Source organism: Specibacter sp. RAF43 (genome assembly GCF_052114065.1).
In the GTDB taxonomy this organism is placed as follows: Bacteria; Actinomycetota; Actinomycetes; order Actinomycetales; family Micrococcaceae; genus Specibacter.
The window spans coordinates 1-14,557 of sequence record NZ_JBFREA010000003.1 but is presented as its reverse complement, the minus strand read 5'-3'; the positions used below and the strand labels follow the sequence as shown (position 1 = coordinate 14,557).

The 14,557-nt window shown below is 65.0% G+C and carries 12 protein-coding genes and 1 tRNA gene; 8 read left to right on the top strand and 5 right to left on the bottom strand.

From position 1 onward, the window contains the following. Window positions 1-120: 120 nt before the first annotated feature. From AB4Y80_RS02430 to AB4Y80_RS02420, 3 genes are read right to left on the bottom strand one after another with little or no spacing between them, the layout of a single operon-like run. Window positions 121-1,035 carry an NUDIX hydrolase gene (locus AB4Y80_RS02430; RefSeq protein WP_442211866.1) on the bottom strand — a complete coding sequence of 305 codons (915 nt, stop codon included), beginning with the start codon at window positions 1,033-1,035 and terminating at the stop codon, window positions 121-123. Window positions 1,036-1,048: 13 nt separating this feature from the next. Then, on the bottom strand, window positions 1,049-1,534 hold the full coding sequence (locus AB4Y80_RS02425; protein ID WP_442211719.1) for a RidA family protein: 486 nt from the start codon (window positions 1,532-1,534) through the stop codon (window positions 1,049-1,051). Between the two features lie 2 nt (window positions 1,535-1,536). Further along, the gene (locus AB4Y80_RS02420) at window positions 1,537-1,692 is read right to left on the bottom strand and encodes a DUF4177 domain-containing protein (RefSeq protein WP_107503899.1); all 156 of its coding nucleotides are present in this window, start codon (window positions 1,690-1,692) and stop codon (window positions 1,537-1,539) included. Window positions 1,693-1,728: 36 nt separating this feature from the next. Here AB4Y80_RS02420 and AB4Y80_RS02415 point away from each other — a divergent pair, with 36 nt between their 5' ends. From AB4Y80_RS02415 to AB4Y80_RS02395, 5 genes are all read left to right on the top strand, one after another. Then, window positions 1,729-3,945 (top strand): transglycosylase domain-containing protein, encoded by a 2,217-nt coding sequence (locus tag AB4Y80_RS02415; RefSeq protein WP_442211718.1) that lies wholly within the window; start codon window positions 1,729-1,731, stop codon window positions 3,943-3,945. Window positions 3,946-3,957: 12 nt separating this feature from the next. Continuing rightward, window positions 3,958-4,917 carry a metallophosphoesterase gene (locus AB4Y80_RS02410; protein ID WP_442211717.1) on the top strand — a complete coding sequence of 320 codons (960 nt, stop codon included), beginning with the start codon at window positions 3,958-3,960 and terminating at the stop codon, window positions 4,915-4,917. A gap of 99 nt (window positions 4,918-5,016) precedes the next feature. After that, window positions 5,017-6,948, top strand: a complete 1,932-nt coding sequence (locus AB4Y80_RS02405; RefSeq protein ID WP_442211716.1) for an ABC transporter ATP-binding protein — start codon at window positions 5,017-5,019, stop codon at window positions 6,946-6,948. 41 nt (window positions 6,949-6,989) lie between these two features. Further along, on the top strand, window positions 6,990-8,837 hold the full coding sequence (locus AB4Y80_RS02400) for an ABC transporter ATP-binding protein (protein ID WP_442211865.1): 1,848 nt from the start codon (window positions 6,990-6,992) through the stop codon (window positions 8,835-8,837). Between the two features lie 125 nt (window positions 8,838-8,962). Continuing rightward, window positions 8,963-9,039 (top strand) — tRNA-Pro (locus AB4Y80_RS02395). A gap of 231 nt (window positions 9,040-9,270) precedes the next feature. On the opposite strand, the gene AB4Y80_RS02390 is transcribed toward AB4Y80_RS02395, so the two are convergent. Together AB4Y80_RS02390 and AB4Y80_RS02385 are read right to left on the bottom strand one after the other, a co-directional pair. Next, window positions 9,271-9,651 carry an integrase core domain-containing protein gene (locus tag AB4Y80_RS02390; protein ID WP_442211715.1) on the bottom strand — a complete coding sequence of 127 codons (381 nt, stop codon included), beginning with the start codon at window positions 9,649-9,651 and terminating at the stop codon, window positions 9,271-9,273. Window positions 9,652-10,122: 471 nt separating this feature from the next. Further along, on the bottom strand, window positions 10,123-11,280 hold the full coding sequence (locus AB4Y80_RS02385) for a saccharopine dehydrogenase NADP-binding domain-containing protein (RefSeq protein ID WP_442211713.1): 1,158 nt from the start codon (window positions 11,278-11,280) through the stop codon (window positions 10,123-10,125). Here AB4Y80_RS02385 and AB4Y80_RS02380 point away from each other — a divergent pair. The 3 genes from AB4Y80_RS02380 (at window position 11,207) to AB4Y80_RS02370 (ending at window position 13,471) form a co-directional block, all read left to right on the top strand. Further along, window positions 11,207-11,800: a TetR/AcrR family transcriptional regulator gene (locus tag AB4Y80_RS02380; protein WP_442211712.1), complete on the top strand. Its 594-nt coding sequence runs from the start codon at window positions 11,207-11,209 to the stop codon at window positions 11,798-11,800. The two genes, AB4Y80_RS02385 and AB4Y80_RS02380, sit on opposite strands and share 74 nt — an antisense overlap. 15 nt (window positions 11,801-11,815) lie before the next feature. After that, a complete protein-coding gene (locus AB4Y80_RS02375) occupies window positions 11,816-12,694 on the top strand; it encodes an AfsA-related hotdog domain-containing protein (protein ID WP_442211711.1) in 879 nt (292 codons plus the stop codon). Window positions 12,695-12,814: 120 nt separating this feature from the next. Next, window positions 12,815-13,471: a hypothetical protein gene (locus AB4Y80_RS02370; RefSeq protein WP_442211710.1), complete on the top strand. Its 657-nt coding sequence runs from the start codon at window positions 12,815-12,817 to the stop codon at window positions 13,469-13,471. The last annotated feature ends 1,086 nt before the right edge of the window (window positions 13,472-14,557 follow it).

The window sequence follows — 14,557 nt, the reverse complement described above, 5'->3', positions numbered from 1 at the left end:
CGTGAACCCACGCGTACTGCCACCTCAACGAGGACGCACCCACGGGTACTGTCACCTCAACGAGGACGCACTCACGCGTACTGCCACCTCAACGAGGACGCACCCACGGGTACTGCCACCTCAACGCTCGCGGCAGGCCGCGCCCTCGGAGGCGGGCGAGGCCTCCACCTCCAGGGCGAAATTGCCGTCATGGTCGGCGACCAGCGTGGGCTGGTATTCGTTGATGGGGCGCTTGTGGTTCAAGTACGCGATGCAACCGCGCGCGGTGGCCAGCTTTTCCAGGATGATCTCCACCCCGGGAACCAGCAGCTCCCCCAGGGTCAGCCCCACTGTGCTCTCCAGGCCGATCTCGTCACCGAGCGCCGACGTGGACCGGGCGGCCAGGATGTCGGCCGCGGACACCCACCGGCCCCAGACACCCTTGCTTGCCAGCAGTTCCGGTTCCTGGTTGACCGGGCGCGCTGCGGCGAAGTAGCGGGTGTCGAAGCGGCGGTGCGCAAAGTCGGGGCTCAGCCAGTGGCTCAACGGCTTGAGCAGATCGGTGCGCATGGCCAGGCCGCGGCGATCGAGCAGCTCGGCAAAGGTGGACTCCTGGGCCGCGATGGATTCGCGCGCCTTCATCCACTCTGGCCCGGACACGTCTTCAACCAGGGAGGAGGCGTCGTCGCCGGCCAGTAAAACGCCGGTTTCCTCAAATGTTTCGCGGATGGCGGCCACCACATGGCGCTTGGCCACCTCCACCTTCGCGGTCCCCAGGCTCTTGGCCCATTGCACGGGCGACGGGCCCACCCAGTCGGTGACGTCGTCGTCCGCGGGCTCCACGGTGCCGCCCGGGAAGGCCACAAGTCCCAGCGGCGACCCGCCCGGCCGGTAGGTCAAATACGTCTGCACCCCGGTGGGGCTGTCTTTCAACAGCACCACCGAGGAGGCAAGGCGGGGTTTGCTGGGCGTGCGTTCGCCAAAATCAACCCAGGCCTGTGCGGCGTCGCGTTGATCGGCGTTCAGCGGAAAACTCCGCTTGCCTGCGGGCCGTATGCCCGCGGGGGTGTTACTGGAACTCGGCAATCAGCTCAACCTCGACGGGTGAATCCAAGGGCAGGACGGCAACCCCGACGGCGGAGCGTGCGTGGACGCCCGCCTTGCCGAATACTTCCACCAACAGCTCGGAGGCACCGTTGATGACCCCCGGCTGGCCGGTGAAGGAGGGGTCCGAGGCCACGAACCCGACAACCTTCACGATCTGGGTCACCCGGTCCAGATCGCCGATGACGCTCTTGAGCGCGGCGATGGCGTTCAGGGCACACGTGGCGGCCAGGGTTTTTGCGTCCTCAGCGGAAATTTCGGCGCCGACCTTCCCGGTGGCCGGGAGCTTACCGTCGCGGAAGGGCAGCTGGCCCGAGGTGTGGATGTAGTTGCCCGTAATGACGGCCGGGACGTAGGCCGCGACGGGCGCGGCCACCGCCGGCAGGGCCAGGCCGAGCTCGGCCAGACGGGCTTCAATGCGGGCCGTCCCTTGATTCTGTACGGTTTCCACGGCTATGCCTTCTCTCGCTTCAGGTACGCCACGAGGCCGTTTCCGTCCGGTCCGGTGACAACTTGAACTAGCTCCCAGCCGTCTTCACCCCACTGATCCAAAATCTGCTTTGTCGCATGGATAATCAGCGGAATCGTGGCGTACTCCCATTTGGTCATGCTTCAAAGCGTAGCCCCTGCCGGTAAACTGGGAAAATGGCAGCAAAGAAGAACCCTCTGTTCGATACCGCCACGACCCTTGGAAAGTTAATGCTCTTCCTCGGTGTGAGCTCGATTTGCGGTGTCCTGGTGGCGGGACTGATGGTCCCCGCGGTGGCCCTGACGGGCACCACCGCCACATCCTCCATCAACTTCTTTGACGACCTGCCGGCGGAAATGAGCGTCGGCACGCCGGCGCAATCCTCCAAGATCCTGGCCGCGGACGGCTCCGTGCTGGCCACGTTCTACAACCAGAACCGCACCGAGGTAAAACTCGCCGCCATCTCCCCGTTCATGAAGAACGCCGTGATCGCCGTTGAGGACGCCCGCTACTACGAGCACGGCGGCATCGACACCAAGGGCCTGGTGCGCGCCGTCACCTCCATGTTGGGCGGCGGTGACCGCCAGGGCGCCTCCACCATCACCCAGCAGTATGTGAACAACGTCATCATCCAGACGTACGCCGCCAACGGCGAAGACAAAAAGATCAAGCTCGGTTCCGACAAGACGATCGGCGACAAGGTCCGCGAAATCAAGCTGGCCATCGCCATGGAGAAGAAATACTCCAAGGACGAGATCCTGCAGGGCTATCTGAACTGGGTGTACTTCTCCAACAACAACTACGGCATCGAATCGGCGGCCAACTTTTACTTTGGCGTCCACGCCAAGGATCTGGCCCTGCCGCAGGCCGCGCTGTTGGCCGGCGTGGTGAACAGCCCGTCCTACTATGACCCGGTGGCCCACCCGGACAATGCGCTCTCCCGCCGCAACATGGTGCTGGACCGCATGCTGGCCCAAAAGATGATCGACCAAAAGCAGTACGACGCCGCGGTCAAGTCCAAGGTCGCCCTGAAGATCAGCCCCAATAAGAACGGCTGCACCACCGCCGTCCGCGGCGAATACTTCTGCGAGTACGTCACCAACCTCATTGTCAATGACCCTGCCTACGGCAAGACGAAGGCCGATCGCGAAAAGCTGCTGTACCAGGGTGGGCTGACCATCAAAACCACCCTTGAACCGAAGCTGCAGGATACCGCCCAGGCCGCATTCAACGCCTACGCGCCCCTCACCAACAACCCGGACAAGGTGGGTCAGTCGCTGGTGACGGTCCAGCCCAAGACCGGGAAGATCTTGGCCATGGCGCAAAACACCAAGCTGAACGCCCCCAAGGGCCAGTGGAGCACCGAATACAACTTCAACGTGGACAAGTTCGACACCAAGGGCCAGTCCCTGGGCGGTTCCGGCGGCTTCGACGTCGGCTCGACCATCAAGCCGTTCACGTTTGCGGAGTGGCTGAACTCGGGGCACAAGATCAACGAAATTGTTGACGCCTCGGTGCGCAAGTACCCGCTCGGGTTCCCGTGGCGGAACAGCTGCGGGGTGTCCTCCGGTATTTATGACAACAATTACCCCGGGTCCAGTGATCTGCAGAACGCCGAGAACAACTTCTACCAGCGCCTGACCGCCCGGGAAGGCCTGTACAACTCGCTGAACACGGCCACGTTTGCCACGGCCGCGCAGCTGGATTTGTGCAACATCCAAAAGATGATGACGGCGGCGGGAATCCACCTGGGCGCGGACCCCAACAAGCCCTACGACCTGGCCAATGTCAGCAGCCTGTTGGGCAGCGGCGAAGTGGCCCCGCTGACCATGGCGACGGCGTTTGCCACCTTTGCCAGCGGCGGCGTCCACTGTGACCCCATCGCCCTCGTGTCCGTCACCAATGCCAAGGGCAACAAATTCCCGGTCCCTGGTGCCAATTGCAAGCAAACCATCCGGCCCGAGGTTGCGGCCGGCGTGGTATCGGTGCTGCAGGAAGTCCTGGTGCGCGGTTCCGGCTACCAGATCGGCCTGATCTACCCGGCGGGTGCCAAGACCGGTACCACCAACGATTCCCAGCAAACGTGGACCACCGGCTTCACCAAGGGCCTGGTCACGTCGTCGTGGGTTGGCAGCCCGGACAATAAGAACCGCTCCAACAACGGCCTGTTGATCGCCAACCAGCGCATCCCCTACGTTGACGGCGCCACGTACGCGGGCCATGCCTGGCAGTCCTACATGAACCAGGTGGCCGGCGGCTTCGATACGAGCGGATTCGATGCCCCGCCCGCCAGCATGCTGAACCCGATCGTCGTCACCCCGCCGCCCAGCAAGGACACCGGCAAGGATGCGGGCACCAAGGACGCCCCGAAGAACAAAGACAAGAAGGACTAGACCGCGGCCGCCATGACTGTTCATCGCACCGTCAGCCCGCGTCTTAACGCGCTGGGCCGGGCCGCCGGCGTTGCCGCTGCCGCCGGCGCCGGCGCCCTGGCCTATGGAACCTTCATTGAGCGCAATTGGTTCACCGTCCGGAGGGAGGCCCTGGCGATCCTCCCCGCCGGCGCGGCGCCGTTCACGCTGCTGCATCTGGCCGACATCCACCTCTCCCCCGGCCAGCAGCGGAAGACCCGGTGGCTGCGGGAGTTGGCGGAGCTGAAGCCGGACCTGGTGGTGAACACCGGCGACAACCTCAGCCACGCGGACGCGATCCCGCCGCTGCTGGCGGCCCTGGGGCCGCTGCTGGACTTTCCCGGCGTGTTTGTGCCCGGTTCCAACGACTACTATGCGCCGCGCCTAAAGAACCCGCTTGGCTACTTCGCCGGCCCGTCCCGGCTGCCGTCCGGGACGGGCGGGCGCCGGCCTGCGGTTTTGGACACCGCGGCCCTGCACGCCGGCTTTGGCGTGCGGGGCTGGGTCAACATGACCAACCGGGCGCAGTCCATCCCGCTCAGGGGCATCCGCTTCGACTTCAGCGGCGTGGACGATCCCCATCTCAACCGCGAGCGCTATGCCGGCTGGCCGCGCGGTTCCTCCTCCCAGGACAGCGCCCCGCACGTGAGGATCGCCCTGACGCACGCCCCCTACCAGCGCGTCCTGGACCACTTCACCGCCGAGCGCGCCGACCTCATCCTGGCCGGCCACACGCACGGCGGCCAGGTGTGCCTGCCCGGCTACGGCGCTCTAGTGAGCAACTGCGACCTCCCCACATGGCGGGCCAAGGGCCTGAACGACTGGGAAGTCAACGGCAGCACGACGCCGGTCAACGTCTCGGGCGGCATCGGCACCTCCCGCACGGCCCCGTTCCGCTTCGCCTGCCGGCCCGAAGCCGTGCTGCTGACGTTGATGGCCAAAGCCGCGGCCTAGTTGTACTGCCTCGCCCGACGCCGGGCGAGGACGTCGGACGGCTGACGTAGTCTGGAGTCCCTACGGACCATCGACGCGTTGGGCAGTCAAAGAATCGGCATGACGGACAAAGACACCACCACACTCTTCACCTCACTGGGCAGGCTGGCTCCGCAGCTGAAACCCGTCCTGTGGCCGCTGCTCGGGGGCCTGCTGTCCGCGCTGGCCGCGAGCATCGTGGCCCTGCTCATCCCGCAGGTGTACCGCGTGCTGGTCAACACCGCCCTGCTGCCCGGCAACGGCCGGGCGGGCATCGTGGCGGGGGCCGGGGTGGTGCTGGCCCTGGGGGTCCTGGAGGCCGGGCTCATCGCGCTGCGCCGCCAGTTTGTGATTGTCCCGGCCACCACCGTGGAAACCCGGATGCGGACCTCCTTTTACCGGCACCTGCAGTCGCTCGCCGTCGAATTTCACGACCACTGGGGCTCGGGGCAGCTGCTCAGCCGCGCCATGAGCGACCTGAACTTCATGCGCCGCTGGATGGCCTTTGGCGCCATCATGCTGGTCGTGACGGCCCTGACGGTGGTCATCGGCGTGTGCCTGATGTTCGCCATGAGCTGGCAGCTGGGCCTGATTTTCCTCGCCGCCGCCGTGCCCATCGTGATTTTCGGGTTCCGGTTCCGGCGCTCCTACGGCCGGGTCAGCCGCAAGAGCCAGGACCAGGCCGGGGATCTGGCCACCGCCGTGGAGGAATCCGTGCACGGCATCCGCGTGCTCAAGGCCTTTGGGCGCGGCCAGGAGGCACTGGAGTCCTTTGCCGGGCAGGCGCAGGAGCTCCAGGCCACCGAAATCCACAAGGCGAAGTCGCTGGCCGTGTTCTCCCTGGTGGTGACGCTGCTGCCGGAGGTGGCGCTGGGCACCGGGCTGGTGGTGGGGGTTGCGCTCGTGGCCGGCGGACGGCTCGACGTCGGCGCCCTCGTGGCGTTTTTTGCCACGGCCGCCGTGGTGGCCGGGCCGGTGGAATCCATGGGCCCGCTGCTGGCCATGACGCTGGCGGCCAAGACGGCCATCGAGCGGCACTTTGAGGTCATGGACGCCGTGAACACCATCACCGACCCCGCCGAGCCCGTCCGGCTGGGCGCCGCCGGCGACCCGGTGCGCGGGGAGCTGGAATTTAGCGGGGTGCACTTCCACTACCCGGATGCCGCCCCGGGCGCCGCGGACCTGCTGGACGGGATCGACCTCACGCTGCGCGCCGGGGAGACCATGGCCCTGGTGGGCGTGACCGGCTGTGGGAAGAGCACGCTGCTGCAGCTGGTGCCGCGGCTCTTTGACGTGAGTGCCGGCGCCATAACCCTCGACGGCGTGGACCTGCGCCGACTGTCCCTGGCCGAGCTGCGAACGCACGTGGCCGTCGCCTTCGAGGACACCACCTTGTTCTCCAACTCCGTCCGCGAGAACGTCCTGCTGGGCGCCGCGGACCACCCCGGCATGGCGCCCGCGGACGTCCTGGCCCAGGCCTTGGAGGTGGCGCAGGCCGGGTTCGCGTACAGCCTGCCGAACGGCGTGGACACGTTGATCGGCGAGGAGGGCCTGAGCCTCTCCGGCGGGCAGCGCCAACGCATCGCCCTGGCCCGGGCCATCGCCGCCCAGCCGGCCGTGCTCGTCCTGGACGACCCCCTCTCCGCCCTGGACGTGAACACCGAGGAACGCGTGGCGGCCCGGTTGCGCACGGTCTTGGCGGGCACGACGACGTTGATCGTCGCCCACCGCCCGTCCACCGTGGCCATGGCGGACCGCGTGGCCCTGCTGCGCGACGGGCGCATCGCCGCCGTCGGAACCCATGGCGAGCTCCTGGCCGGCAACGACCACTACCGCTACGTCCTGGCCAGCCTCACCGAGGAGCCCCGGGACCTGGACAGCGGCCTCGACGAAGGCCTCGACGACGCCCCCGGCGACAACTCCTCCGCGGAATCCGCGCCCACGGGTTTCCGCGGAACCCCGCCGGCGCCGCGGGCGCCGAGCGGCACGTCCGCGAAGGGAGCACCGGCGTGAGCGCACCCGCCCAGCAGCCGGAAGGTCCGGCGTCGAACGGCATTCCGACAGGCAGTCCGAAGGGCAGTCCGAAAGGCACCGCCGGCGAGGACCGCGTCGAGCTCAGCCGCGCGGACAGCCGGGCCGTGCGGCGCCGATCGGTGAAGCTGCTGGGCGCCCTCCTGCGCCCGGTCCGCGCCCGGTTCATTGTCACCGTGGTCCTGGTGGTGCTCTCGCAGGCGGCGAAGGTGGCCGGCCCGCTGCTCATTGCCTACGGCATCGACACGGCGCTGCCGGCCATGCGGGCCGGCGGCAATCCGCTGCCGCTGCTCGTCACCGGCGGCGGCTACCTCGTGGCGGCGCTGGCCAGTTCCGCACTGACCGCCGCCTACCTCACGGCCACGGCGCGGCTGAGCCAGGCCATGCTGCTGGACCTGCGCATTCAGGTGTTCCGCCACACCCAGCGGCTGAGCCTGGAATTCCATGAAAACTACACGTCCGGGCGCATCATCTCCCGGCAGACCTCGGATCTGGAGGCGTTGCGGGAGCTGCTGGACTCCGGCATATCCTCGCTCGCCTCGGGGCTGGTGTTCATGGTCCTGACGGCGGCCAGCATCTTCGCGCTGGATTGGATCAGCGGCCTGCTGGTCCTGGCCGCCGCCGTTCCCATGTATTTCCTCTCCCGCTGGTACCAGCGGCGCTCGCAGGTCGCCTATCGGGCATCGCGCGTGGCCTCGGCGAAGCTGATTGTGCACTTCATCGAAACCATGGCCGGGATCCGCGCCGTGAAGGCCTTCCGCCGCGAACAGGACAATGCCTGCCGGTACGAGCAATTGGCCGAGGACTACCGGCGGGTGACGGTGCGCTCCATCAACCTCAACGGCATCTTCCAGCCCGGCCTGGTGTTCATCGGCAACGCGGCCGTCGCCGTGGTCCTGCTGGTGGGCGGCTTCCGGGTCCTGGACGGCGCCCTGGCGGTGGGCGCCCTGTTGGCCCTGCTGCTGGCCACGAACCGGTTCTTCCAGCCCGTCAGCCAGATGGCCATGTTCTACAATTCGTTCCAATCGGCGCAGGCGGCGCTGGAAAAGGTGTCCGGCCTGCTCGAGGAGGTGCCCACGGTCCGCCCACCGCGCAACCCCGTCCCGCTGGCCCGCGCCCGCGGCGACGTCGCGTTCGTTGGCGTCGAGTTCGGCTACGGCGGCGGCCCGCTCATCCTGCCCCGCCTGGACCTGCACATACCGGCGGGGCAGACGGTCGCCGTCGTCGGCCAAACCGGGGCGGGCAAGTCGACGCTGGCCAAGCTGATCGCCCGTTTCTACGACGTCACCGCCGGGTCGTTGACGCTCGACGGCGTGGAGTTGCGGGAGCTGTCCACCGCCGACTTGCGCCGGGCGATCGTGATGTTGACGCAGGAGGCGTTCCTGTTCAGCGGCACCGTCGCGGAGAACATTGCGCTGGGCGACCCGCAGGCCAGCCGGGCACAGATCGAGGCGGCCGCCCGTGAGGTGGGCGCGGACGAATTCATCCGCGCGCTGCCGGAGGGCTACGACACCGATGTGAATAAGCGCGGCGGCCGGGTGTCCGCCGGGCAGCGCCAGCTGATTTCCTTTGCGCGCGCATTCCTGGCGAACCCGGCCGTGCTGATCCTGGACGAGGCCACGTCCTCGCTGGACATCCCTTCGGAGCGGCAGGTGCAAAACGGGCTGCACAGGCTGCTCGGGGCGGACGGCTCCGGGCCGGGCCGGACGGCGCTGATCATCGCGCACCGGCTCTCCACGGTGGCCATTGCCGACCGCGTGCTGGTGGTGCACGAGGGCCGGATCCTGGAGGACGGCGCACCCGCCGAGCTGATCGCCGGCGGCGGCCGTTTTGCGGCGTTGCACGGGGCCTGGCGGGAGTCGCTGGTTTAGCCGCCCCGGGCTCCGTGCCCGCGCCGCCGGGGCTGCGCCGGGCGATTTCGCGGAACCGGCATGCGTCCGCTATTCTTGAGGGGTTGCTTTTCCGGATCGTCACAGGTCGCGGGAAGTCAATGGATCGGGGTGTGGCGCAGCTTGGTAGCGCGCGTCGTTCGGGACGACGAGGCCGCAGGTTCAAATCCTGTCACCCCGACCAGTGTGATGTGTCGAGACATACTTAACAGAAGCTCTCTCCTTCGGGAGGGGGCTTTTGTTATTTTTTGGGTTGGTAGCTTTTGCTGGGGTCGATGGTGTGTTCGGCCAGGAGTTCGCCGGTGAGGGTGTCGGCGATCATGATTTCGGGTCCGGCGATGAGGATGATGACGTGTTCGCCTTTGTGGATTCTCCTTTGTGGATTCTGCCGACGGCTAGGTGGCGCATGGCCCCTTCATAGCTGGCTGACCGTGCCAACACCGTCAATTTTGTCGTGGCGAACCCGCCAGTGAAGTTCATGTGATACCGCCGGTGCAGCTTTGGGTAATGGGGTGTAAACCTCTGCCGGCGTCTTGCGGTCCAGGGCCCGGTGGGGTCGTTCTTGGTTATAGAGGTGTTGGAAGCGTGCCAACTGTTGATCCAGCTTGTGGCAGGTATCCGCTGAGGGTTGGAGTGCGGGCCATTTCTTCAGGGTTGGGTGGAATCGCTCTATTTTCCCTTGGGTTTGCGGGTGGTACGGCGAGCCATTCTTTTGGGTGATTCCTAATTTTTTGAGCAGGTATTCGAAGGCGTTCGGACCGCCTTTCCCGTGGGCGAAACGGGTCGTGTAGACCATGGCCGTTATCTGTCAGGGTTGAGGCCGGGTACCCCTACTCCTGCGCCGTGGTGGTGAACGTGGCGGTCACTGTTATCCCGGAAACACGCGGGTGAGTACTGATGTGGAGCAGCTAGCGGGAGCAGTCATCTAGCCAGGAAATGATCTCAACATCGATGCCTCCGTGCAGGGTCCAGTGGGTGAAGTCCGACTGCCAGGTCTGGTTGGGTTGGGCTGCTTCGAAGCGGTGCCATGACGAGCGTGGCCGTTTCTGCGGTTGTGGCATCACGAGGGCTGCGTTGCGCAGGATCCGCCAGATCGTGGAAACCGCTGAAACCGTTGCCCCCTCACGGCCCAGCCGGTCGGCGATGGATTCGGCACCAGCATCCAGGCGGGAATTCCGCGGGATTCCGCGGAATCTCCGGGCCAGGCGTGCTTTGGCCAGCGGCTCACAAATATTGGACCTCCGATCGCCGGACTCGCGGATTCGTATTAGAGGTCGGTGACCCGGAGCCCGGGCAGATCAAGCACTGCCTCGGATCCAACAAGTTCACCGGCGGTGATGACACCCAGTGTTGTGGGGCGCATGAGCTGCAGTGCTGCGAGCACGGCTATCCGTGCGGCCAATTCATTCCCGCTGTCGCCGTGGATGCAGCCGGCTGCCGTCTCGCCCTGCGGGTTGGCGGCCTGAATCCATACCTGTATTCCGTCTGGGCCGGGCGGGCCGGCCTTGCTTCGGGCGCGGGGCTCCGGCCACCCGCCGAGCCTGCCCGCGCGGATGAATCGGCGGGCCAGGGGAAGTGCAAGGCGGGCCAATAGCGGGTTCATTGTGATCGTGGCATAGGTCCTTACCTGCGGAATGCCCGTGGCCCGGGCGACCGCGAAAGCGTCGCCCAGTCCCACTGGGACACCGGTGCGCCTGCCGGCCGGCAGGTCGAAACAGACGGTCCTGTTGCCCTGCACCTGCCATTGGCCGTCCGTGACGCCCGCGCCGGGTTGGGCCAGGATTTCCCGTGTGGTCCGGGCCGTCCCCAGGCTCTTTGCCCCGGGTGCGGAGGTGCGCACGATCGTCAAGGTGTCCGCCTCGTTGACTCCTTCAAGCACGCGGGCGGCCAGGGCCTGTGTGACCGCCGTCCCGAAACCGGCTCCCGGGACAATCACCACCCCGGCCTCCCGCGCGTCGCCGTCCAGGGACCACGCGTCCTGGAAGGTGGCGGGTTCGTTTGACAGGTCCAGGTAATGGCATTCGTTTCGGAGGCAGGCACGCATGAGCTCGGCTGCCGTTCGGACGAAGGGGCCGGCCGTATTGATGACGATCTGGACGTCATTGAGGATGGAGTCAAGCTCCCTCGGGTCCGTCAGGGTCGACCCGCGCCACTTGACGTGGAGGCGCTGTGCCGCGGTCGTGAGCTTTGGTGACGGGCGCCCTGCCAAGACCGCCTCAAACCCGGACTCGCTGGCGAGGGACGCGATCCGCGTCCCCATGGCCCCGCAACCATAGACCAAAAGGATGGAGATGCCCTTCCTTTGTTGTACGCCGCCATCTGGCCCGCTTACCGTTACACTGTGTATCACTATGATCCCACCAATTGGACGTCCACGAAACGCCGAGTTGGATGCCGCCCTGCGACGGGCAGCTGAGGGCCTCATTCTTGAGCGCGGCTTCAGCGCGCTTACCGTGGAGGCGGTCGCTTCCCGGGCCGGCACAACCCGCCCTGCTTTTTATCGGCGCTTTGACGGCATCCCCCATCTTGTCCTTGCCTTGCTCCTGGACCGCTTCGCCATTGATCTTGACCACGGCGTCGATTCCGGCAACCTGCCGGAGGACCTTGAATGGGTCCAGCGCGACCAGGTAGAGCTGTTCTCGAACCCGCTGGTCGTTGGCTGCCTGGCCGGATTCCTGGACTCCCTTCACACCGATGCTGAGCTGCGGAAGGTGTTTGTGGAGGAGTTTCTGGCCCCTCGCCGGTACGGGGCGGGCATGATCATCAGCCGGGCCGCAGCCCGGGGGGAGATCCCACCAAATCCAGATCTGGAGTGGGTCCTGGACCTTCTCACCGGCCCGCTGTTGCTGCGAGTCCTGATGCCGGGCCTGCAGGGATTGGACGAGGCGCTCATTTCCCAAACGGTGGCCAGCACGTTGATGGCGCTGGGCTACCAATTTCCCTAAGGAGAAATGGTTTCCATGTGGCACCCAGTTGACAGCGCACTCGTCCATAAGAAATCGGCATGCCAGGTCCTGCCGGTTGCCGCGAAAGATCTCGAGGACGGTTCCTTGGGGTTCGACGTTGTACTCTCCCCCGATCACCCCTTGGCGGGCCACCTGCCCATCAACGCAACGCTTCTCGGCGTGGAGATGATGCGCCAATGCGCCATCGCGTTCGCTCACCTGGGCGGCGGCGTTCCCCTGGGTTGGGCATTCTTGATGAACGAGCTCACCTTCAGCTGGCACGCGGACAAGCTGCCGGAATCCCCGGGGCAGTTCGCCGGGCGGGTCAACATGCGCCTGTGCGACGCGAGGATGCGCAAGGGCCAGGTGAGCGACCTGCAGCTGGAAGCCGACTACGTCTCCGGAAACGTGATCCTGGGAAGTGGCCACGGGGACTTGTCTGTCCTGCCACCCCAGGCCTTCCGGGCTATCCGGCGCAATGCGCCGGCCGTGACCGGAGAAGACACCGGCTCCCTGGGGGTGGTGCTGGCAAATATTGACCGGATGCCGGGGGTGCTGGATGCCCGGCTGGTCTGGAATTTCAGGGACCCCTTCATTTTCGACCATGTCAGCGACCACCTCTCCGGAATGCTGTTCGCCCGAGCCGCTCTTCAATCCCACCTGCTGGTCTCCGGCGCCCAGGCCCTGGGGTTCAGCCTGAGGTGCGAAAACTTCGCCGAATACAACGATGCCGTCCACGTTTCCGCCGCTTCTGACGGGCCTGGGGCGACCCTGACCACCATCACCCAGTCCGGGAGAAACATCGCCTTTGGGCGTTGTATCGGTCCGCGGGTCGCGGACGTGGCCTGGCCTGCTGCCGGCCGGTTCCATCGCCAGCTCACTCCGGCGCTGTAGCGACCCAAAAATGCCGCCCAGGCCCATTGCCAAAAAGGCTTCGGCGTTCCTACACTTTGATTACAGGGTGTTACGTAACACATGTAGAGGTTAAGTCACCCAACGAAAGAGGAGAGAGTGATGGCAAACACGGAAGTAGTGGAGCGGCATTTGCAACAGAGCTTGGACGTTTCGAACTTTGCGGCACTTGCTGCGAACGAAAGTAAGCCGATCGCGAACGGAGTTGAGCTTAAGTCCGCAAGTGAGCAGGCCGTCCACACGCAGATCGACCAGATCAAGCAGTATGCCTCACTTGTTCCAGACGGCGAGTTGGCGCAGGCCAACAGCCATCTCCTGGTTCCAACCGCAACTGCAACCGCGGAAACCTGGACCGCCGGCCCTGGAAACTTCAGTGTAAGTTCCGCCTACGGGTGGGCGATCGGCGGAGGGGTTCCTTTTCTCGGCCAAGCGCCCTTGTCCTTCTTGTTCGGCGGCACTGGGACGAGTTGGAAAGCATGGGCAACCGGCACCTGTGTGACCTTGGGGTCATTTGTCGTGGACCCAAACAAGATTTGCCTGTCCAAGGATTTTCACGACGAGGACAGCCCGATCGGCAAGGTCAGAAAAGGCTTTTGCAATTTCACTTCCAGTGGGGGCGGAGCCGGAATATCTGAAGTGAATATCAGCTTCTACTCGACCGGCGGAGCCTACTGGGGTACGTTGTCGGGGACGGGCGCCCTAATCGGCGGCTTCAGCGTTGAAGGCCAGCTTGAATTGGTCTGGCAGGGCTGGAGGTAGGCCCCAAATTAGGCGGTTCGCCGATGGCCCACTCATCATGCATGAGCGGGCCATCCTCTGTGTGTACCGCTCCTCCAACTTTGCCGCGGCCTGTGTCTCGCCAACAGGGCCGGCAAAGTAGTTATGCGTGGCCAGGAGCCGACCAGGCGGCGGCCTCCGGCATGATGTCGTGGCGACCTTGGCGTGCCTGGCCCATGCTCAGCTAGCACTGGACAGAAATAGAAGATAGTGGCAGGTTCCCTGCTGAGGATTTCTGGGGTCTCGTGGCCAGGAGCCATATGGCCATCAGGTCTAAGGCCTGTCACCAATGCTCCCGTCATCGTCGTCACCCGTTCCCTTCTTGGCAATCCCCGCGGGTATTCCGCGACCTCCTAACTTACTGTTCGCAATTTGGCCTACAGACTTGATCCCAACTTGGGTTGACCGGGTCATGGTGGATAGCGCTCCACTCCCCCGACAAAGAGTCACCGATGATCATTTTTGCTGCTGATCTTGGCCACACGTCCGGCGGGACTCAAATCACACCCCGAACAACACGAATTATTGAGGCCGGATGGCCGTCTATTCACAACCGGTGACATGCCGTCCATTGTGTCGATGAACCTGCAAACCGCCACCAGACAGACCGTTCGGCACTGCGTTGCAGGCCTAGGTCACGTTTTACTCACGTTTTTCAACGTATACCCCCGCCAATAGTTGGCATGTCTACAGGGCATTGTTGGCCCACACTCACCCGGAATTTGCCGGTTTTCGGCGCTGAATGGCAGCCAATGGAATGAAGTTTCTGGGTTTCTCTTGGTCGTGGGTTCAATTCCCGCCCGGGGACACTGTCACCCCGACCACATACACAACAGCGGCATCCATCACGGATGACGCTGTTGTTTTTTGTCACCCCCTCTCAACTAGCCCGCAATAGATGTCGAAAAATCGCGGATTTTCGGCTCTCCTGACGCATCCGTGGGTTCGTTTGGCGTGGCTTAAGGAAAAACACGCCGCTTTCCGTCTAGGTTTCTGACTGTCTAAGAAAAGAAACTGAAGAACGGAAAGCGGCGTGCGAGAAGCAACTCTATGGGGAACTCTGCTCGG

What these genes read in the sequence shown, in the direction of transcription:
- AB4Y80_RS02410 (WP_442211717.1), top strand. Translation starts at nt 3,958, where the DNA reads ATGACTGTTCATCGCACCGTCAGCCCGCGTCTTAACGCGCTGGGCCGG.
- AB4Y80_RS02375 (WP_442211711.1), top strand. Translation starts at nt 11,816, where the DNA reads ATGTGGCACCCAGTTGACAGCGCACTCGTCCATAAGAAATCGGCATGC.
- AB4Y80_RS02390 (WP_442211715.1), bottom strand. Translation starts at nt 9,651, where the DNA reads ATGGTCTACACGACCCGTTTCGCCCACGGGAAAGGCGGTCCGAACGCC.
- AB4Y80_RS02415 (WP_442211718.1), top strand. Translation starts at nt 1,729, where the DNA reads ATGGCAGCAAAGAAGAACCCTCTGTTCGATACCGCCACGACCCTTGGA.
- AB4Y80_RS02370 (WP_442211710.1), top strand. Translation starts at nt 12,815, where the DNA reads ATGGCAAACACGGAAGTAGTGGAGCGGCATTTGCAACAGAGCTTGGAC.
- AB4Y80_RS02405 (WP_442211716.1), top strand. Translation starts at nt 5,017, where the DNA reads ATGACGGACAAAGACACCACCACACTCTTCACCTCACTGGGCAGGCTG.
- AB4Y80_RS02380 (WP_442211712.1), top strand. Translation starts at nt 11,207, where the DNA reads ATGATCCCACCAATTGGACGTCCACGAAACGCCGAGTTGGATGCCGCC.
- AB4Y80_RS02420 (WP_107503899.1), bottom strand. Translation starts at nt 1,692, where the DNA reads ATGACCAAATGGGAGTACGCCACGATTCCGCTGATTATCCATGCGACA.
- AB4Y80_RS02385 (WP_442211713.1), bottom strand. Translation starts at nt 11,280, where the DNA reads ATGAGGCCCTCAGCTGCCCGTCGCAGGGCGGCATCCAACTCGGCGTTT.